This window comes from Ornithinimicrobium carbonis (genome assembly GCF_050703245.1).
Classification (GTDB): Bacteria; Actinomycetota; Actinomycetes; order Actinomycetales; family Dermatophilaceae; genus Ornithinicoccus.
The window spans coordinates 2151105-2170758 of record NZ_CP192647.1 but is presented as its reverse complement, the minus strand read 5'-3'; the positions used below and the strand labels follow the sequence as shown (position 1 = coordinate 2170758).

The 19654-nt window shown below is 69.3% G+C and carries 16 protein-coding genes; 6 read left to right on the top strand and 10 right to left on the bottom strand.

What is annotated here, in order from left to right:
* Positions 1-46 precede the first annotated feature (46 nt).
* Complete coding sequence (locus ACQ95T_RS10870; protein WP_425943838.1) at positions 47-1489, top strand: aspartate ammonia-lyase; 1443 nt, start codon at positions 47-49, stop codon at positions 1487-1489.
* A 96-nt stretch (positions 1490-1585) separates the two neighbouring features.
* Positions 1586-3310 (top strand): NAD-dependent malic enzyme, encoded by a 1725-nt coding sequence (locus ACQ95T_RS10865; RefSeq protein WP_431472919.1) that lies wholly within the window; start codon positions 1586-1588, stop codon positions 3308-3310.
* A gap of 337 nt (positions 3311-3647) precedes the next feature.
* On the opposite strand, the gene ACQ95T_RS10860 is transcribed toward ACQ95T_RS10865, so the two are convergent.
* Positions 3648-5015 carry an IS1380 family transposase gene (locus ACQ95T_RS10860; RefSeq protein ID WP_425943842.1) on the bottom strand — a complete coding sequence of 456 codons (1368 nt, stop codon included), beginning with the start codon at positions 5013-5015 and terminating at the stop codon, positions 3648-3650.
* Between the two features lie 175 nt (positions 5016-5190).
* Here ACQ95T_RS10860 and ACQ95T_RS10855 point away from each other — a divergent pair, with 175 nt between their 5' ends.
* The 4 genes from ACQ95T_RS10855 (at position 5191) to ACQ95T_RS10840 (ending at position 6876) form a co-directional block, all read left to right on the top strand.
* Positions 5191-5649, top strand: a complete 459-nt coding sequence (locus ACQ95T_RS10855) for a GNAT family acetyltransferase (protein ID WP_425943844.1) — start codon at positions 5191-5193, stop codon at positions 5647-5649.
* Positions 5650-5726: 77 nt separating this feature from the next.
* Positions 5727-6275, top strand: coding sequence for a GNAT family N-acetyltransferase (locus tag ACQ95T_RS10850; protein ID WP_425943846.1), 549 nt, complete (start codon positions 5727-5729; stop codon positions 6273-6275).
* 65 nt (positions 6276-6340) lie between these two features.
* Positions 6341-6487, top strand: coding sequence for a hypothetical protein (locus ACQ95T_RS10845; RefSeq protein WP_425943848.1), 147 nt, complete (start codon positions 6341-6343; stop codon positions 6485-6487).
* Positions 6469-6876, top strand: a complete 408-nt coding sequence (locus ACQ95T_RS10840) for an orotate phosphoribosyltransferase (protein WP_425943850.1) — start codon at positions 6469-6471, stop codon at positions 6874-6876. Before ACQ95T_RS10845 ends, ACQ95T_RS10840 begins: the two co-directional genes overlap by 19 nt.
* A 73-nt stretch (positions 6877-6949) precedes the next feature.
* On the opposite strand, the gene ACQ95T_RS10835 is transcribed toward ACQ95T_RS10840, so the two are convergent.
* From ACQ95T_RS10835 to ACQ95T_RS10795, 9 genes are all read right to left on the bottom strand, one after another.
* On the bottom strand, positions 6950-8233 hold the full coding sequence (locus ACQ95T_RS10835) for a tyrosine-type recombinase/integrase (protein ID WP_425943852.1): 1284 nt from the start codon (positions 8231-8233) through the stop codon (positions 6950-6952).
* Positions 8230-9426, bottom strand: coding sequence for a tyrosine-type recombinase/integrase (locus ACQ95T_RS10830; protein WP_431472918.1), 1197 nt, complete (start codon positions 9424-9426; stop codon positions 8230-8232). The genes ACQ95T_RS10835 and ACQ95T_RS10830 overlap by 4 nt, the downstream gene beginning before the upstream one ends.
* A gap of 105 nt (positions 9427-9531) precedes the next feature.
* A complete protein-coding gene (gene mobF, locus ACQ95T_RS10825) occupies positions 9532-15252 on the bottom strand; it encodes a MobF family relaxase (protein WP_425943856.1) in 5721 nt (1906 codons plus the stop codon).
* 293 nt (positions 15253-15545) lie between these two features.
* Positions 15546-16142: a cadmium resistance transporter gene (locus ACQ95T_RS10820; RefSeq protein WP_299520917.1), complete on the bottom strand. Its 597-nt coding sequence runs from the start codon at positions 16140-16142 to the stop codon at positions 15546-15548.
* A complete protein-coding gene (gene cmtR / locus ACQ95T_RS10815; RefSeq protein WP_425943859.1) occupies positions 16139-16489 on the bottom strand; it encodes a Cd(II)/Pb(II)-sensing metalloregulatory transcriptional regulator CmtR in 351 nt (116 codons plus the stop codon). Before cmtR ends, ACQ95T_RS10820 begins: the two co-directional genes overlap by 4 nt.
* Positions 16490-16550: 61 nt before the next feature.
* Positions 16551-17123 carry a hypothetical protein gene (locus ACQ95T_RS10810; protein ID WP_431472917.1) on the bottom strand — a complete coding sequence of 191 codons (573 nt, stop codon included), beginning with the start codon at positions 17121-17123 and terminating at the stop codon, positions 16551-16553.
* A gap of 116 nt (positions 17124-17239) precedes the next feature.
* Complete coding sequence (locus ACQ95T_RS10805) at positions 17240-18019, bottom strand: hypothetical protein (RefSeq protein WP_431472916.1); 780 nt, start codon at positions 18017-18019, stop codon at positions 17240-17242.
* On the bottom strand, positions 18016-18351 hold the full coding sequence (locus tag ACQ95T_RS10800) for a helix-turn-helix domain-containing protein (RefSeq protein ID WP_425943863.1): 336 nt from the start codon (positions 18349-18351) through the stop codon (positions 18016-18018). Before ACQ95T_RS10800 ends, ACQ95T_RS10805 begins: the two co-directional genes overlap by 4 nt.
* Entirely contained in the window at positions 18348-19418 is a 1071-nt protein-coding gene (locus ACQ95T_RS10795) for a tyrosine-type recombinase/integrase (RefSeq protein WP_425943864.1), read from the bottom strand. The genes ACQ95T_RS10800 and ACQ95T_RS10795 overlap by 4 nt, the downstream gene beginning before the upstream one ends.
* Positions 19419-19654 lie beyond the last annotated feature (236 nt).

Sequence of the window (19654 nt, the reverse complement as noted above, 5' to 3'; positions counted from 1 at the left end):
CACACTCCCACACAAGCGCGGTTGATATCTGCGAAAAGAGGACACAGTGACCGACCGGAGATTTTCCACAGTCTCGTCACGAAGCAGTGGCCCCGCAGCCGATCCCCCCACACGCACAGATCACGACTCGCTTGGACCGATTGAGGTCCCTGCTGAGGCGCTCTGGGGCGCGCACACCCAACGTGCCATTGAAAACTTTCCCATCAGTGGGATCCGTATCGGTCGGTACCGCGGTCTAATCCACTCCCTAGGGTGTGTGAAGGAAGCTGCAGCCGCAGCTAACACTGAATTGGGGCTCCTCAAAAAGCCAGTCGGGACGGCCATCATCGAGGCTGCTCGTGACGTCGCCGCTGGTGCTTGGGACGACGAGTTCCCCGTGGATGTCATTCAAGGCGGTGCGGGCACCTCGACAAACATGAATGCCAACGAGGTTATCGCCAACGCCGCTTTGCGGAAGATGGGGCATCCCCTTGGGCGGCACGATATTGTCCACCCGATCGAGCACGTCAACAAGTGTCAGTCCACCAATGATGTGTACCCGACTGCCGTGCGCCTGGCGATTGTGCTCGCAATCCAAAAGATGGTTCAGGAACTCTCCAGTTTGGCTGATGCATTTCTGGAGAGATCGGAGGCATTCAAAGACATCCAGAAAATTGGCCGCACTCAACTTCAAGATGCGGTGCCAATGACCTTGGGCCAAGAGTTTGCTGCATTTGGAAACACCATTTTCGAGGACTGTGACCGGCTAGAAGAGGCTATCCCACTGCTTCTTGAGTGCAACCTGGGTGCCACCGCAATCGGCACCGGAATAACCGCACACCCCCGTTACCAAGAGGTCGTTATCAAACACCTCCGCGCCGTCACCGCCCTACCGATCGAACCTGCTATAGACCTCATCGAAGCCAGTTGGGACACCGGCGTATTCATGCAGGTCTCGGGCATTCTGAAGCGTTCCGCCATTAAACTGACTAAAATTTGCAATGACCTCCGCCTATTGTCAAGTGGCCCTCAAGCGGGGCTTCAAGAGATACTCCTACCGCCACGCCAGGCGGGCTCGTCCATTATGCCAGGGAAAGTCAATCCGGTCATCCCAGAGATGATGAATCAAGTCGTGTTTATAGTTGTGGCAGCTGATTTGACAGTGACTTTGGCGGCAGAGAATGGACAACTGCAGCTTAATGCGTTTGAGCCAGTGATCGCACATACGCTTCTGCAAGCTTTTGAATTGATGGAAAATGGGGTGAGAATTCTTCGGCAACGGTGCGTTGAGGGCATCTCCCCCAACGAGAAGTTCCTCCGCAGTCAGGAAAAAACTGTCACCGCCAGGGCGACCGAACTGGTCCCAACGATGGGATACAAGGCGGCCGCAGCACTGGTGGAGCAGTCATTGATCACTGGGCGAAGCATTGCTGAACTCGCTGAGGAACAAGGTCTTGCCCAAGATGTGGATCCAGCCGAACGATTCCGGCACGGACGTGGAAGGTTCTGAGATGCCGAGGTGCCCGACAGTATTCATGGCGGTCTGAACATGGGGCGCCAGTACCAGTACCGCACCGTCGACGGCCGCGAGACCGTCCAGATCGCCGTGCGCGGCCGCCAGGTGCTGGCGCGCCCGATGCTGAACTTCGGACCTGGTTATACGCTCGAGCAGCGGCGGGCGCTGGGCCTTACCGGCCTGCTGCCGCCAGCCGTCAACAGCATGAACGAGCAGCTCAAGCGGGTCTACCAGCAGTTCTCCAGCCAGCCTGACGCGCTCAGCAAGTACGTGTTCCTCAATCAGTTACAGGACCTCAACGAGATCCTGTTCTACCGGCTCGTGGCCGAGCACATCGACGAGATGCTGCCGATTATCTACACCCCCACGGTCGGCCTCGCCATCCAGCAGTTCAGCTCCACCTTCGACCGTCCGCGCGGGATCTACCTGTCCATCGAGGACCCGGCCGGCATCGACGACGCCTTCCGGGCCAACGGCCAGGGCGCCGACGACGTAGACCTCGTCGTGGTGACCGACTCCGAGGGCATCCTCGGTATCGGAGACCAGGGCGTCGGAGGCATCCGGATCGCTGTGGGCAAGCTAGCCGTCTACACGACCGCGGCCGGCATCCACCCACTGCGGGCCATGCCGGTCGTGCTGGACGTCGGCACGGACAACCCCCGGCTGCTGAACGACCCCGCCTACTTGGGGGGCCGGTACGCACGGGTCCGGGGGCAGCGGTATGACGACTTCCTCGCCCTGTTCGTTGCGAAAGTCAAGGAGCACTTCCCGGCGTCGCTGTTGCACTGGGAGGACTTCGGTGCCGACAACGCGCACCGGCTGCTGGAAACCTACCGCGAGGAGCACTGCTCCTTCAACGACGACATCCAGGGCACAGCCGCGGTGGTCGCCGCCGCAGCGCTCGGGGCGGTCCGCACCAAGGGTAAGCTGCTCAGCGAACAGCGTGTCGTGGTGCACGGGGCGGGCACCGCCGGCATCGGTATTGCGGACCTGATGCGCGACATCATGGTCTCCGAGGGCCTGAGCCGCGAGGAGGCGGAACGGCGATTCTGGGGCCTCGGCAGCCGAGGGCTCCTGCGCACCGGGCACCCCATGCGAAACTTCCAGGAGCGGTATGCCCGCCCGGCCGGTGAGGTCGACCACTGGGTCACCGCGGCGGGCCGCTACGACTTGGCGGACGTCGTCCGGAACGTCAGACCGACCATCCTCATCGGCACCTCGGCGCAGGCCGGGGCGTTTACCGAGGAGATCGTGCGGCTGATGACCGACTCCTGCGAGCGACCGGTGATCATGCCGCTGTCCAACCCGACGTCCAAGGCCGAGGCGCTGCCGGAGGACCTGCTGTCCTGGACCGACGGGCAGGCCCTCATCGCGACCGGCTCGCCCTTCGCCCCGGTGGTCCATGATGGGGTCACCTATGAGATCGCCCAGGCCAACAACGCGCTGGTCTTCCCCGGGATCGGCTTAGGCACCGTTGCCGCCCGCGCGAGCGCGGTGAGCGACAGGATGATCACCGCCGCCGCCCAGGCGGTGGCTGAGATGACCACCGCCCGGCGGCCGGGCAGTGCGGTCCTGCCCTCGATGCGGCAGTTGCGCGCCGTTTCGGCGGCGGTGGCGGTGCGCGTCGCGCAGGCCGCGCAGGAGGATGGCATCGCCCGCCGCACGCTGACCAACCCCATCCAGGACATCCACGACCTGATGTGGGTGCCGAACTACCCCACGGTCGAAGTCGTCGACCGGACGGACGTGCAGTCGGCCCGGCACACCGGCGCTGCGCATACGGAGGACTCGGACGACCCCGCACAGCCGGAGTGACGTTGCGCAAAGCACGCGGTGGTTCTCCGAACGGTCCGTAAGCCGGCCGCTCGACAGGACACCGAGACGGCCCCTTCGCCGAAGGTGCCAGGCTCCATGCGAGATGGGAAGGACGAATGCGCACTACACGGCGCGCCCTGCACGCGGCACGACCGGGTGCCGGCCGAGACTAGCCGTGCTCCCTCTGAGCCTCGATCCGCCGAGCGGGTTTTGTGAGCGTCGTCCGGGATGTTGGAGGGCGGCAGGAGGGGTGGGTCCGGGTTCGGGGCAGGGGGAGTTCGCCGGTCTGCCCGGCTTTTCCACGTGGGTTGTTCCTCGAAGGGGCAGAGAGCGGGGGTCAGGAGGGGGCGTAGGCGGTGTTGAAGAGGCCTTGCCAGGCGTCCTGCCAGGGCCAGTTCGTGGGCAGGTGCAGGTGGAGTCGCCTGGCGCGGTTAGCGATGCGGGCGGGGATCTTGATCAGCTGGTCCCGGATCGTGGCCGGGCGGGCTCGGGCGTGGGCGGCCGAGGCCAGGACGCCGGCGGCGCGGGTCAGGTTGAACGCGATCGCGGCCAGCACGGTCCAGGCACCGTTGGCGCAGAAGGACCCTGATGGTGCGTGGGCGAGCGGACCTGCCTTCAGGTCTGCGATGACCTGCTCGACGATCGCGTGGTCGCGGTGGGAGGCCTCGGCCTCGAGCATGGTCAGCGGGGAGTCGGTGAACACGGCGTGGTGACGGTAGGTCGCGAACAGCTCGTCCTGCCCGGCCCTGACGGCCTGGGGGTTGAGGCGCTTGACGCGGCGCACGATCAGTCGGGCGGTGACGTGCTCGGACTTCTTGCGGGAGGTGAACGCGGTGTAGGAGATCTCGGCGACCTGCGCATCGGAGATCCACCGTTGCTCTTGTTCGTCCCAGATCGCGTCGGTGTACCTGATGTCCACCCACGCCTGCTCGGGGATGCGGGAGATCGCCGCGGTCACGGCCGGGTCCATCCGGGCGGTCAGGGAGAACCTCGCCTTGGCCCGGCGGGCCGCGGCGACCACGGCGTGGTTGTAGTAGGCGGAGTCCGCGCGCACCGTGACCGAACCGGTCGCGCCGGCCTTTCTCGCCGTGGCCAGCGCGTCACCGATCAGCCGTGGCGCGCCGTGCGCGGAGGAGCTGTTGCCCTTGCGCAGCCTCGTGGCTGCGAGCACCGGTGCGCTGGTGGGGGTGGACAGGGTCGCGACCTGCACGTTCAGGCCCTTGATGCCGGTGTAGCCGTACCCGGTGCCCTGCTTGGCGTAGCCGTGGGTGGCGCGGATCGTGTCGTCGACGTCGAGGTAGGCGACCGCCTGGGCACCGGCCAGCAGGCCCGGGACGATGGCGGCCAGGTTCACCAGGACACGGGAGGCGACGGCGTCCAGCTGGCGGAGGTGGCCGAAGGTGTAAGCGCGCAGGTGGGTGCCTAGCGTGGTCGGGGCCCGGTGCCCGGTGAAGACCCGACCCATCCCGCCGTGGCGCACCAGGTCCATGTCCTGGATGCTGTCCGCGCCGGCGATCATGCCCGCGACCAGCGAGCCGATCTTGAGGTCGGCGTTGGCGCCGGCCGAGCCGGCCACGGTGACGTGCCCGGCGACCAGGTCGGGCAGCCCGGCCTTCTCGGCCAGGCCCATCACCGGGACCAACCCGGCGGTGCCGATCAGGTTCGGGTCATCGAAAACGGCGGAGATGTTGTGGCAGACTCGCACTATCGGGTGCTCCTGTTATCTGGTCGAATGGAACTGTCGCAAGTCCCATCGCCCCAGGTCACAGGGGCATTCGTGCGTTACGACCCGGCTTGGTCACCAATCACATCGGCGGATCGAGGCTCAGTGCGGCAGTACCGCGCGTTCGCGACTCGGCCTGTAAGAGAGACTCAACCGCATGCTGATCACTCCTCTCCCGTCCGAGCTGGAACACGATGCGGTACAGCTGTGGCGCGACTGCGGACTGACCCGTCCGTGGAACGATCCAGGCGCCGATCTGGGGCGTGCCCTCGAGGGCCCGTCGTCCACGGTTCTCGCGGCGGTGACGGACGGGCAGCTTCTCGGCACGGTGATGGCGGGGCAGGACGGTCATCGTGGCTGGGTGTACTACCTGGCCGTCCAGCCCGGCCATCGTGAAGCCGGGATTGGGCGTGCCCTGATGAACGCTGCTGAGTCATGGCCACGCGAGCAGGGCATACCAAAGCTGCAGCTCATGGTGCGTGCTGACAACACTGCCGTCATCAAGTTCTACGAACGGCTGGGCTATGTGGATCAACGGGTCGCTGTCCTTGGTCGATTCCTCGACGAGGAGCTACAAGCGCTACGTGAACAGAACTCGTCGGAGCGATTCCGCTAGGACCGCAGGGCAAGGACGAAGCCCGGCCACCAGAAGCGACCAGCGGCAAATGTGCGCGTGTCTGGGAGGCTACGTCCATGGGCGGATTTGACGACGTGGAGGTGCCGGGCGGGGGTTTTGTTCTTCGCGGTCTACGGGCTGACGATGTCGGTGACCTCGTCCAGACCTGCAACGACCCTGATGTTCAGCGCTGGCTGCCGCTGCCCAGCCCGTACCTGGACGCCCATGCACGCTGGTTCATCGAGGAGTGGGCGCCTGCGCAGCTGGAGTCGGGAGCAGGGCTCGTCCGTGCCATCACCGTTGGGGGCCGCTTCCATGGAACGATCGACCTCCGCAAGGCCGACTGGAGAGTGCCGTCGGTTGAGATCAGTTACATGGTCGCCCCCTGGGGGCGCGGTCAGGGTCTGGCCGCCCGGTGCACCCAGCTCTTGTCGACGTGGGCGCTGGCACAGGGCATGAAACGGATCGAGCTACGGGCCGCCGCCGGCAACGACGCCTCTCTGTGCACGGCACGGGCGGCCGGATTCACCGAGGAAGGGGTCTTGCGGCAGGCGGGGATAACACACGCAGGGCCTGTCGACCTGGTCGTCTTCAGCCGGCTTGACTCCGACGACCCATCAACGTAGATCCCTCGGGCGCGTGCGCACCGGGGCCAGTGGTGTGGATTGGGGCGATGGCAGGATCAGGGTCCATGAGGACCGATGCCCGTGAGCTGGCCGCCGCCATCGACGCCGTATGCCGCATCCAGGGAGAATTCACGCTGCGCAGCGGACTCACCTCGCCCGAGTACTTCGACAAGTACCGTTTCGAGACCGACCCGTGCTGCTGGGCAGAGTGACCGAAGCCATGGCGACTTTCCTGCCTGGCGACACGGAAGTGCTCGGGGGGCTCGAGCTGGGTGGCATCCCGATCGCTACCCGGCTCAGCGCTCTGACCGGGCTCCCAGTCATCTTCATTCGCAAGGAAGCCAAGACCTACGGCACCTGCAAGATCGCCGAGGGTGGCGACTTCGCAGGCCGGCGGGTGACCTTGATCGAAGACATCATTACCACCGGCGGAGCTGTCCGGAAAGCCGCTGTGTCACTGCGCGAGCTCGGCGGGGCGGTCCAGGATGTGGTGTGCGTGATCGACCGCTCCGAGCCCGGCCAGAACGCACTCCACGAGATCGGCCTGAGCACCATCTCGGTCCTGACTAAGGCAGATCTCGACGCCGCTAGAACTCGCTAAGTATCCGAGGATCCGGCGGTTCAGAGTGGCTTCGGTCAACATCCGCACATCGGCGTTATGTGGGTGATCGTTGTCAAGAGGCCTCGGTGGTGTCGAGGCTGGTGATGAGCTGGTCGTAGATCGCGGCGCGGCGGGTCTGTCCCTTGGCGCAGGCGTCGGCGCGTTGGGCGAGGAGTGCGGGGCGGAACGCGATGGTGGTCTGGAAGAAGGTGCAGGACTCGCAGATGCTCTCGTACTCGCAGTCCATGACCGTGGGGCGGGTGCAGTAGCCGTTGCCCAGGAGGCGGTGGTGCTCGCGGTTGAGGCGGGCCATGTTGGGTCCGAGGTCCTCGGCCGGGAGCCTGGCGGGGTGGGCGTAGAGGGCGTCGACCTTGGCGGCGACGGCGAAGTACTCCTGGGCGACGGTGCGGTTGGCGATCTTGGCGTAGACCAGGGTCATGTCCAGGGACTTGTGGCCGAGCATCGCGGCGATCGCCTCCAGCGACATGCCTCGGTTGATGGCCTGGGTGGCCAGGGTGTGCCGTAGTCGGTGCGGGTTGATGTGGCCCAGCCCGGCGGCCGCGCCGGCCTTGTTGATGAACCGGGTGACGGCGTGCCGGTCGAGCTGGCGGCCGTTCTCGTAGGGGATGAGCAGCTCGTGCCCAGGGGTGACGTGCGCGGCCCGGTAGGCGCCGATGAGCTCGACCAGGTGGGGGTGCAGGGGCAGGTAGCGGTCCTCGTGGAGCTTGCCGACCGGCACGTGGAGCCAGTAGGTGTCTCCGATGAGGACGACGGCGTCGGACCTCAGGGAGCAGTACTCCCCGACGCGCAGGCCGGTGCGCAGCAGGACCTCCACGGTCAGGCCGATGAGCTGGCGTCTGTCGGCCTGGGCGGCGCGCAGCAGCGCGGAGGCGGAGGGGTCGTCCAGGGCCTTGGGCAGGGCGTGGTCCTGGACGGGGATGTCGCCGTGGAACATCGGCACCCGGGACGGGGCCTCGGGCCATCCCCACTCGTCGATGCGCATGAAGAACATCCGCAGCACCCCGAGCCGGTGGGCGCTGGTGGCCGGGGCCAGGGTCGGTTTGTTCTGTCCCGGGCGGGCCAGCAGCCAGGGTTTGTAGCCTTCGATCTGGGGACGGCCGATCGCCGCGACCGTGCGCACCTGCGGGTGGCACTGGATCAGGTAGGTCGCGAAGGCCCGCAAGCACTGGTCGGTGTTGTGCACGCTGCCCGGGCGCAGGATGCAGGCGATCTGCTCGAGGTAGCGGACCATGACGTCGACGATGTCCGGGACGGCCTCGGTCAGCTGCTCCCAGGTCGCGAACGGGATCGCCGCGTACGGGTTGGGCGGGCGCAGCCGCCGGCGTCCGCGCCTCATGAGGACCCCCCGGGCAGCGCAGGTCCGGGACGGCCGGAGATGCTGGTGAAGACCCGGACCGGGGTCGGTGGTGGTGACAGCGGTGGGTCGATGGCGAAGACCTGCGCGTCGATGACCTCCGAGGCGGTGCGGTACTGGGTGGCGAGCCAGTCCTGGCCCAGGTGCAGGTAGATCCGGGTGGACTCGATCGAGGCGTGCCCGGCCTGTGCCTGCACCGCTTCCAGCGGCATGCCCGCGGTCCGCAGCCGGGTCAGGCAGGTGTGGCGCAGCTGGTGACAGGTCGCCCGGTCCAGCCCGGCACGGCGCCGGGCGCCCTCGAGGATCTCGTCCAGGCCGTCCGCGCTCAACGGGTGTCCGCGCCGGGGCCGTTTGAGGCAGACGAAGACGCGGTCGGTGCCGCCGTCGTCCTGGCCCGTGCCGGCCTCGGCGGGCCGTTCGGTGTTCAGGTAGGCGGCGAGGTGGACGAAGAACGCGGGCGCGATCGGCACGTACCGCTGGTGCCCGCCCTTGCCGTCGGCCACGAACACACGCCGCTCACCGGGTCGCAGGTCCTCCAGCCGCAGGCCCAGGACCTCGCAGCGGCGCAGCCCGCCCAGCAGCATCGCCGCGACCATGGCCCGGTCCCGGTGGGTACGCAGCGCCGCGACGAGGGCGTCGACCTCCACCGGTGCCAGGATCCGCGGCAGCGTCCGAGGTGCCCGCACCAAAGGCACACCCTGACGGGGACGGTTGCGTTCGCGCCGGGTCGGCAGCCCCCGCGGTACCGGGTTGCGGGCCACATCACCGCGCACGCTCAGGAAGGCGTACAGCGCGCTGATCGTCGACAGGCGCCGCCGGACCGTCCGCAAGGACACCCCGCCCGAGGCGGGCGAGCCGTCGACCCCGACCACCGGCAGCACCGGGCCGATCGTCGGCAACTTCTTCAGCCCGGCCCGTTGGGCGGTAATGAACGCGAGCACGTCCCTGCTCGTGACCTGCGCGACCGGCTTGTCCACCACGGTGAAGAAGACCTTCAGGTCATAGATCGCGGCGAGCACGGAGTTCGGTCGCGACCTGCCCGCCAGGAAATCCACGAAGTCATCCAGCAACGGCTCGTCGAACCTGGCCGGGGCCGAACTCGGCAACCGCTCGTCGGCCGGCACGAACCTCAACGACAGAGCTGACATACAGCGCCTCCTCAGCGAGACGGACACCTGCAAAGTACAGGCGCCGGCGATCCGAAGATCACCCACATATCAAGCGGATCCGGTCTGTCACGAGCCTCTCGAAGCGCGCCGAACCACTTGGGGCATCGGGGGTCATCGTCCGGGACCCGCGGGACGGCGAGAAGGCATTTTGGCGGCAGCCCGCTCGGTCTCTGGACGTGCAGGCATTGCGGGTGCCGCGTCCCTTGGCGGGGGTGTGCTGGCCGTGGGGGGAGCGATGACGGCGAGGCGGTAGCGCAGCGCCTGCGCAGGGCGGGAGGACACCAGGGGCTCGTCGGTGATACTTGCCTGGGCAAGAGCCTGTACGTCGTGGCCTTCGTCGTGCAGGTGCTGCATGACGTGAGCCAGGGCCGGCCAGTCCTCCTGGACGGTGAGTCGGGTGTCGAGGCGGTCGGCGAGGGTAGCCCACCGCTGGTCTGGGGCCTGACGGGCGGCCGCTTCGAGCCGGGCTCGCACGTCGCGGGTGTTGTCCAGCTGTCGGGTGGCGACCGCGTGGGGGTCGTCGTGCCAGGCGCGGACGGCCTGGTGCAGGGCCCGGCGGGTGGTCGCCTCGTCGGTGCCGAGCCGGTCGGCGATCTCGGTGCAGGTGCGGTCCCAGCTGGACGGGTCGGCGGTGGCCAGGACCCGGGCCGCCGGCTCGAGCGCCTCGTCGGCGGGCAGGTTGGTCAGCCGCTCCTCCAGCAGGACCTCGGACAGGGGGGATGAGCCGAGGAGCGCGCCGGTCACAGCGTCGGCGCCCTGGTCGTGGAGCATGGCTGCGGGGTCGGTTCCCTCGGGCAGGGGCGTGTGGAAGGTGGGGACGTTGTGCTGGGCGAGGAGCCAGTGGGCCCGTTCGGCGGCCATGCGACCGGCCAGGTCGGCGTCGGTGGCCACGATGACCGGGCCGCCGAGCTGGGCCAGCTGCGCGGCCTGGTCGTCGGTGAGGGCGGTGCCCAGCGGAGCGAGGCCGACGTACCGGCCGTGGGTGGCGAGGGTGATGGCGTGGGCGTCCATCGGGCCCTCGACGAGCACCGGGGTGGCCCCGGTCGCCAGGAGGTTGGCGTCGGCGCCGTAGAGCTGGTGGCCCTTGGAGAACAGGGGGGTGGTGGGGGTGTTGAGGTACTTCGGGCCGGCGTGCGGGGTGTCATCGGTGATGGAGGGGTTGCGGCGGCCGACGAACCCGAGGACCTGCCCGTTGGTGTCGGTGATGGGGAAGACGGCGCGGTCGCGGAGGCGGTCGATGAGGCGGCCGTCTTTGGTGGTGGTGGCCAGCCCGGTGGTCTGTATCTCGGTGTCGGTGACGCCTTGGCTGCGAAGGTGGTCGGTCAGCCGGGTCCACCCGGTCGGGGCGTATCCGGGGCGCACGTGCGGGTGGCCGGCGACGTCCTGGCCGAACCGGTCGGTCAGGTAGGCGCGTGCCCAGCCACCGGCGGTCAGCTGCTGCTCGTAGTAGTGCAGCGCCATCGCGTTGACCTGCGCCAGCCGCTGCACCGGGACGGGTGAATCCTGCGCCTGCACCGCGCGGTCGTAGGCCCGCTGCAGGTCGGTGTCGGTCGGGTCCAGCGGTCCCATGAGCCGGCGGTACTGCGCGGCCAGGGCAAGCCCGGCGTTCACCTGTGCGAGGTCGAGGTCGTCGTCCCGGTCCGTCTGGTCGGTGGCGGGGGAGGCGGTGAGCGTGTCGAGGTGGTCGCGGTACTCGGCGTCGGTGGCCTGCACCGAGACCGGGTGCGGGTCGACAGCGGCCAGCTCGAGGTCCTCCTCGTGGGGGCCGGCGGCGTGGTGCAGGTGGGTCGGGTCGTCCAGGAGGGTGCTGATGGTCCAGGTCATGGCCGCGGCGTCGTCGACATCGGCGCCGGGTGCGGGTGCGGTGGCTGCGAGGTCGGCCAGGGACCAGCCGCGTTGCAGTGCGTGGTCGACGGTGGTGACCAGCGCCGGCCACCAGGTGCTGGCCTGCATCGCCTGGGCCCGGTCGTCCCCGAGCGTGCTGGTCAGGGTCGGCACCCATGCGGTGGACAGGAGCTGGTCGGGTCCGGCGGTGCTGTCCACGGCCGGGGTCAGGTGCTGCGCGACGCGCCACCACAGCGCGGCCGCGGCGTGGTCGTCCGGCAGGGGCCGGGTGCCGGCGGCGTCGCGGACCAGGGCAGCGGCGTCGATCCCGGCTCGGGTGGCGGCGGCCAGGCGCTCGGCCAGGACCGGTGCGAAGGCGTCCCTGACCGCCCCCGGGGCGACCTCGGACAGCAGCGGACCCCACTCGGCCAGGGCGGGGGAGCGGTCGCCCTGGATCTGGGCCCGCAGCTGGCGTTGGTAGGTCGCTGCTGCCTTGGAGGCGTGGGCCGGGCCGGTGGGGCGCAGGTCGTTGGCCTCGACCTGGTTCGCGGCCCGCCAGACGGCGACAGCTGCGAGCACGTCATCGGCCGGGCGAGCCGTGCCTTGTGCCGCCCACTCGGGGGTGGGTGCGGTGAGCGCGTGCTCGGCGACCTCGGTGGCGAGGTCGGTGACGCGCTGGGCGCGGGCGGCCAGGTAGGGCCCCCAGGTCGGGTGGTCGGCGAGGGTGGTGGGGATGCCGGGGATCCACGGCAGCGGCCCGGTGGAGGTGTTGCGCATCCCGGTGTCGTCCAGGCGCCAGTCGACCGTGGCGGCGGGGTCGGCGGCGGTGTCGACCTCCCGGGCGGTGACCGCGCCGGTCAGCGCCTGCACCGGGTCGCCTCCGCCGGCGGCGATGAGGGTCAGGTGTGCCCGCAGGGTCGGCCACGCCGCCGCGTCGGTCATGCCGGGGACGAGACGGTCGGCGGCCTCGTCGAGGCGCTGGAGGCGCTCGGTGCCGACCGTGGTGGCGGCGGCGGTGTAGAGCGCGTCGACGTACCGGGCGGTGGCCTGGCCGAGCAGGACGGCCGGGTCGTCGGCCTGCCGCAGCATGGTGGAGGCCGAGGCGGGGGCCTCGTCCCGGGCCAGGATGGTCTCGAGCATGTCGGTGGCGGTGCGCGGGTGGACCGTGTCCGGCTTGGCGGCGTCGTGCTCGTCGCCGGTGCCGACGACCTCCAGGTAGACGTGGTTGGCGTCCCGGCCGCGGGTCATCATCGTGTAGAGCTGCTGGCGGGACTCCTGGCCGGTGGCCAGGCCGTGGGTGACGTCGACCGACACCCCTTGGGCGGTGTGCACGGTGGAGGCGTACCCGAGCTCGACGTTGGCGGCGACGTAGTCGGCCGGCAGGGTGATCTTGCGGCCGGTGTGGGTGTGCTGCACGACCAGGGCGCCGGCGCCGGTGGTGTCCAGGACGGTCCACCGGTCACCGTTCTTCACCCAGTCGGTCGGTGCGGTCTGCAGGCGCCGGTCGTTGCGGCGTGTGATGACGGTGTCCCCGACCGAGGCGTGGTTGCCGTCGGACAGGGCGACCTCGTCAGTGGGGCGGGGGGCTCCGTCCAGGCGGTGGTCGCGGGCGCGCTGGTTGAGCTCGGCGACAAGATCCCGGGTGGGGGCGAGCATGATCGCGTCCTTGCCGTTGGCCCGGTCGGCGGACCAGGCACCGAAGACGTCCTCGGTCATGGTGGCCAGGTCACCGACGTGCACTCGCCCGGCGTCGAGGTAGAACCCCAGCGCGGAGGGTCGACCGTCGCGCAGCTCGAGGGAGGCGCCGCCTTCGGCGGCTCCGGTGAAGCGCATCAGTTCGGTCAGGTGCAGGGCACCGTGGGTGGCGCGGATGTCGCGCAGCACCCCTCCGGCGCCTACCGCGGCCAGCTGCTGGTCGTCCCCGACCAGCCGGACCGAGGCGCCCCGGGAGGTGATGAACGCCACTGCCTTGTCCAGGGAAAGGGTGTCGACCATCCCGGCCTCGTCGATGACCACCAGGGCCCGTTCGTCGATGTCCGTGGCCCAGGCGGGGAGCTGTTCGGGGTCGTGCTCCAGGTGCCAGACCAGCTTGGCCAGGGTGTCGGCCTGGGTGTCGGCGTTGTCCCGCAGCACCGCGGCGGCGGCTGCGGACGGGGCGAGTCCGACGACGGTCCCGCCGGAGGACTCCCAGGCCCGGGCCAGGGCCCGCATGGCGGTGGTCTTGCCCGACCCTGCGGGAGCGATCGCCAGCTGAAGCCGCGCCCCTGACGTCGCCATGCCCTTGACCAGGGCGGCCTGCCCGGCGTTGAGGTGTACCCCGTTGGCGACCGATTCCAGCAGGGCCACGTCCACGTCCTGCTCGCAGGCGCGGCGCCCGTCCGTGGCCCCGGCAGCGGTGACCAGCCGTCGTTCGGCCTCCAGGACCGCGGTGGAGGTGAACAACTGTGACCCGGCGACGGTGTAGACGCTCGCGCCGTCGGCCCGGCGCAACGGTTCCGGTTCGACGATGGGATCGGCCTTGGCCGAGTTCATCGCCTTGCTGCGTGACAGCGCTGCGTGCGTGAGTTGCTCGACCAGGTCCTCGACCCGCTCCAGTGGGACGTCGGCGGCGCGGACGCGACGCTGGGCCTCGGCCCGCACGTGCCACACCTGCCAGGTGGACCGGGACCCTTGCACGGTGTCGACCACGCGGGCTGCGGTCCGCTCCACCCACGCCTCGTCGACCCGCTCGCCGAGCCCGTGGGTGTGAGCACCGGACAGGGCCGCGTCGACCATCGAGGCCAGCCCGTCCTGGTCCCCGAGGACGGCCAGGGCTTCGGCCCGCCATGTCTGCCGCTGCTGCGCCTCGGAGCGGGGTTCGTGCTTGGCGTCGCGGGTTTCCAGGGTGGCCTGCTGCGCCAGCTGGATGGATTCCACCGGGGTGGGCGGTCGACCGTGCTGTGCCTGGAATGCCTGCGCCAGCTCGCTGCGCCGCGCCTGGATGCTCACCCGCCGGGTCGACCACGCCTGGTTGAGCCGGTCGTCGACACCGACGATCTCGCGCACCGGCCGCCTGTGCGCATCACTGCGAACTGCACGCGCGGCGAAGGTGATCCCCAGCGGTCGCAGGTGCTTCTCCAGGGCCGTGTTGTACGCCTCGGAGGCGGAGACCATCGCCTTGAACAGGGTGCGCCCGTCGACGGAGAGCCACCGCCCGTCCTTGGCGGTCTGCACCTTGTTCGCCACGGCGACGTGGGTGTGCAGGTCCGGGTCCCCGGCGCGGGAGTCGCGGTGGGTGAACGCCGCGGCGACCATGCCGCGCACGTCGACCTGCTGCACGCCGTCCTTACCGGTGCGGGTGAACAGGGCGTGCTTCTCGATGTAGCCCAGGGCGTCGCGGACAGCCGCCTGGTGGGCGGCCTCGATGCTCAGGGCCAGGGGGCGGTCGGCCACGGCCCACAGGGTGGAGACCGACTTCACGGGGGAGAAGGTCAGGTCGAACCCGGCCACGGCGGTGGTCCGTGGTCGGGACTGCTTGGCGATGAGCCCGGCCAGCTCCCGCTCGTCGAACGGGTCGCGGCCGTGCTCGGTGCGGAACATCTCCAGGGCGACCTGGGTGCGGATGCTCGCGCGTTCCTCCACCGGGATCGGGTGGTCCACCGGTAGCCCGAGAGCCTTGTTGTGCTTCTCGAACCGGCGTGCCACCTCGATCCGGAACGGGGTCACGTCGTCCCGTCCTGTGTACACCCGGAACGGACGGCCCAGGCTCTGCCCGGACTCATCACCCAGCGGGTGCTCCCCGGTGCCGAACAGGCGGGTCATGTGCTCGGCGGTGACCTCCTCGCCGGCGGCCAGGCCGGCGATCCCGGCCATGCCGGCGCCGACCCACACCCCCGGAGCCTCGCCCTTAGCGGTGTAGTAGCTGCCCAGCCCGCTGTGGCCGACCTCGGTGGCGTCCTGCCGGGCGACCTGCCGGGTCAGGTAGTCATACCCCGATCCGGCGGTCAGCTTGTGGATGGAGACCGTCACGCTTCCCGAAGGCAGCAAGGGGGTGCGATCGGGGTCCGCAGACTGGACCAGTACGGGGGCTCGTAGTCGGCTTGCATGTACCGGGACGAATCCCGTCGGACGGGCGATCTCGGACCGAAAACGCCGGTGGGGACGTGGTCAACCCAGGTGCGATTCGCGGCCCTTTACTGGTGGACAGCCCTATTCGAACCAGTCGCTATAGCTGGTCGGAAGCATGCGGTGCCCCGCAGGGCAGGCCTTCGGAATGGGAGGCGTCACGCTCCGCCGCTTGGCGCTTCGTAGGGTGCGGGTTGTCAGAGTCCGAATGCGCCGCCGCTGACGAGGATGGCTATGCCGAGGCCGATCAGGACGATTGGGAAGAGCACGTGTTCCCACCGCTCAAGCACCTCGGCGATAGGCCTGCGGGTGGCGACATACCTGGCGAGGAGGACCAGGACGCCGACGAGCAGCAGGAACACGACGCAGAAGATGACCACGGTTGCCGTGCTGACGTTCAGGAACACCGGGACGTAGACGCCGATGTTGTCTCCGCCGTTGGCGAAGGTGACCGCGGCGACAGTCAAGATGCCGACCTTCTTGCCCTCGACCTTCTCGTCGTCGTCGTCACCGTCGCCTCGCCATGCCTGCCACGCCGCCCAGATACCGAGCGCCAGGGGGATGAGCCCGAAGTAGGGAATGGCGCTGGACGGCAGGACCAGCCCGGCTCCCCAGGCGACCAGCAGCGCAGCACCGAGGATCCCGACGAACCCCAGGTACTGCCCCAGCGCGATCCGGGTGGTGGTGCCTCGTTGGCCGGCGCCTCGGGCGAAGAACAGGGAAAGAATGATGATGTCGTCGATGTTGGTGGCCATGAACAGCCCGATCGCCTGCAGCACCGTGGTGGCGGTCACCGGCTGACCTCGCAACCGGCGACGGGGCACTGCGGATCCAGGCACGGGGCGTCCTCGTTCACGGCGAGGGTCACCTCGACCAACGCGAGCAGCGCGTTGGTGAGGTGGGGGTCGGCGATCGCGTAGAGGGTGTGTCGTCCCTGCGGTTCGGCCACGACGATGCCGCAGTCGCGCAGGCAGGTCAGGTGGTTGGACACGTTGGGCCGCGTCAGGCCGAGGTCCTCGGCGAGTCCAGCGGGATAGGCAGGTTGTTCGAGCAGCGACAGCAGGATCCGAGCCCGCGTCGGATCTGCCAGAGCCCGGCCGATCCGGTGCATCGCGTCCAGCCTGGAGGGAGTAGTCAGCATGCGCTGAACTATACAGTGTTTGCTGAACCGACCCGTCGGGTCGGGCGTGCAAGCGAAGTCGTCAGCTTCGGCGTCGGAGGTGGGCCTCGCGTTGGGCGGTGTAGGTGCTCCAGTCTCGTGCGGCCAGTGCGGCCCACCGGGTCGCGGTGTTGGGTGCCAGGCCGAGCACCTCTGCCAGGATCGGGGTGGGCATGCTCGCGGCAAGCTGGAACATGGCGGCGTTGCGGGCTGCCATGGGCTGGATGCCGCGTTCGACGAGCTGGGCGCGGACGTTCTCGGTGGCCAGGTGCTTGCCGGGGATGCCGCCGGGGAAGAGCCAGGTGTCGGGACGGCTGACGTAGGAGGCCTGCCCGCGACAGGTCAGGTGGGTGCGGACGAGGCGGTCGAGCGGGCCCGGCAGCTCGACGGGGAAGGTGTCGAACGTGGCCGTGGTGACGCCGACGGCGTCAACGGTGATCTGGTCGGCGCGCATGCGGGCGACCCGGGCCAGGGGTTGGGCGTAGAGCAGGACGAACAGGCCGGCGACGCGGGCGTAGAGGCGGATCGTGTCGTCGTGCAGGAGCAGCTGGACGTGCGACCACCTGTCCTCGTCGGAGAGGGTGACGGCGGGCTGGGTGGTGGGGCGGGTGGCCACGGACAGATCCCCTCCGAGGCCGGTGCGGGCACACCAGGCCAGGAACGGTCGCAGCGCGAGGGCGCGGGCGCGGTGCTGCTGCGCGTACCGGTCCAGGTCGTCCTGGTCGATGTCGGTCAGGTCGGTGCCGTCCTTGGTGAGCCAGTCATGAAGCGGGCGGTGACGACGATGGTGGCCCGCGCGGCGGAGATCGCGCCGTGGGTGAGGGTCCCGTGATGCTCCTGGCGGCGCAGCCTGCTCAGCACCTGCCAGCGGGCGAACCGGGCCAGGACCTCGGACTGCCCGGCCGGCAGGGTGCTCAGCAGCTCCGCCAGCCACGGGCTGACCCGCTCGAGCTCGGCGTGGAAGGGCGGCAGGACGCCCAGGGCGGTGAGCAGGTCGCGCAGGTAGCTGTTCGTCCTGCTCGCGGGCATGGCCTCGAAGGTCGCGTGGGAGATGTCGAGCTCGCCGCGGGCCATCGCGCCCAGGGTGGCCGGGCCGGTGGAGCGGGTGAACCAGTACAGGGTGCTCTGTGGTCGCGGGCCCGAGATCAGGGCTTCGTACACCGGCCGCAGTCGCGGGTTGATGCCGCCATCGGGGCCGGACAGCAGCGCGGTGGCCTTCTCCTTCAGGGCGCAGTGCCCGCACAGCCGGCCCCACGGGGAGTCCTCCCGTCCGCAGGCGGTGCAGGCGTAGACGGCCTCGTTGCCGGTGCAGGCCGCGCACGCCGGCCGGCGCCGGTCGTCGTAGAAGGCCAGCACCCTGATGTTCGCGCAACCGGGGCAGGGCTGGGCTGTCCGGGCGAAGCGCAGGGTGCAGCGCTGGCAGACCGCCTCCTCCAGGACGACCCGGGTGCACCGGTCGTGGCGCCCGCAGTGCGCGCAGTCCTGGCGCGGCAGCCGCGCCCTTGGGCTCATCCGTCCTCGGGCGGGCGGCGGACCCGGGCACGGATCGGGCGCAGGTCACCGATCCCTGGACCGCGGTCCCCGGTCCCTGTCTTGGCGGTCTGGTCCTCGACGACGGTGGGGACCAGCAGGTCGTTGGGTTCGCAGTCCAGGATGTCGCACAGCGCAGCGAGGACCTCCATGTTCAGCCGTTGCGGGGTCCGGGCCACCAGCCGGTAGACGTGCTCGCGGGACAGGTGGACCCCGCGCTCGGCCAGCAGCGGGACGAGCTCGGAGGTCTGGTACATGCCGTGGGTGGCCATCACCTGGCGCAGGTTCCACCCCATCACGGTGCGGACGGTCATCCCTGGTCCTCCTGATCGGTGGGTGCGTAGACGCGGGCCAGCGCGGCCTTGAGCGTCTTGTCCTTAAAGTCGTTGCTGACCGAGGCGTAGATCGCGGTGGTCGAGGCGTAGGCGTGCCCGACCTGTTCCTGGACGAACCGTTCGGGGTAGCCGAACTCGACCAGGTGGGTGACGTAGGAGTGGCGCAGGCAGTGCAGCGACAGCGCCGGGTCCAGGCCCGCCTGGTTGCGGACCGTGGCGAAGCGGGCGTCGAAGTGGCGCAACGAGACCCGGGAGAGCCGCTCGGTCACCCACAGGGCCGGGTGGCCAGGCACGCCGAACAGCGGCCTTGCCTGCTCGACCCACTGGCGCATCCCCTCGATGGCCCAGTCGAACTCGGGCACCGCCAGGACCGTGCGGCGCCGCGGGGTACCGCCGCGAACGGCCTTGCCGTAGCGGACGTGCACCGAGCCGTAGGTACCCCACCGGGGCACGTGCGGGTTGGGCCGCAGGTCGGCCACGTCCAGGCGGCACAGCTCGTTGCGGCGCAGGCCGAACGCGTAGGCGGTCTTGAAGACCTGCGCGTCGCGCAACGCGCTCAACGCTCCCTTGCGGCCCGAGGACGCGGCCCGTTCGACCTGGGCGTCCAGGTGGTCGAAGAGATCCTGCAGCTCGGCGTACGTCAGCGGCCGTCGTGCCGGGCGGCCCTCGTACTCGTTCAGGTGCGCCACCGTGTTCCACTCGTGGCACACCTGCGAGGGCACAGAGCCGAACCGGTCGCGACACTGACGGGGCCACTCGTACCGGGCGTCGGTCAGGTAGTCGCAGAACATCCGCAGCGCCAGGTGGTACCCGCGGATCGTCGAGGGTGACCGCCGACCGTCCCCGCTGGCCAGGGAGACGGTGAAGTCCTCCACGTCCCCAGGGCCCCACGCCCACGGGTAGGACTCGGCGAACTCGGTGAACCGACGGACCACCCGGACCCGGTCGCCGATGGTCTTCTCACCCAGCAGCCGGGAGGCCTGCTGGCGTCCCCACCCGGTCAGCATCGCCTCGAAGACGGCGCTCTCCTCGTTCAGATGAGCCACGCCGGCGATCAGGACGAGCCCAGCTGATCCGGGTATGCCGACCATCAGGACCGCCGATCCGTCGTTGCCGCAGAAGCCATATTGTTGCTCCTGACGTTACACCTAGTAGGACGTCCCTGGTCAACGAACTCGCGTGGGGACGTCGGCGTCCCTACTAATCCGCAGACCACCCAGTGGGTGTGACTTCTGACGCGATAATGCTCGCTTTGCCCGTGGATGCAAGAGGTGTGTGGGAG

Coding starts and splice junctions, on each gene's coding strand:
- ACQ95T_RS10845 (WP_425943848.1), top strand. CDS start 6,341: ATGAGGACCGATGCCCGTGAGCTGGCCGCCGCCATCGACGCCGTATGC.
- ACQ95T_RS10855 (WP_425943844.1), top strand. CDS start 5,191: ATGCTGATCACTCCTCTCCCGTCCGAGCTGGAACACGATGCGGTACAG.
- ACQ95T_RS10800 (WP_425943863.1), bottom strand. CDS start 18,351: ATGACCGTCCGCACCGTGATGGGGTGGAACCTGCGCCAGGTGATGGCC.
- ACQ95T_RS10805 (WP_431472916.1), bottom strand. CDS start 18,019: ATGAGCCCAAGGGCGCGGCTGCCGCGCCAGGACTGCGCGCACTGCGGG.
- cmtR (WP_425943859.1), bottom strand. CDS start 16,489: ATGCTGACTACTCCCTCCAGGCTGGACGCGATGCACCGGATCGGCCGG.
- ACQ95T_RS10850 (WP_425943846.1), top strand. CDS start 5,727: ATGGGCGGATTTGACGACGTGGAGGTGCCGGGCGGGGGTTTTGTTCTT.
- ACQ95T_RS10835 (WP_425943852.1), bottom strand. CDS start 8,233: ATGAGGCGCGGACGCCGGCGGCTGCGCCCGCCCAACCCGTACGCGGCG.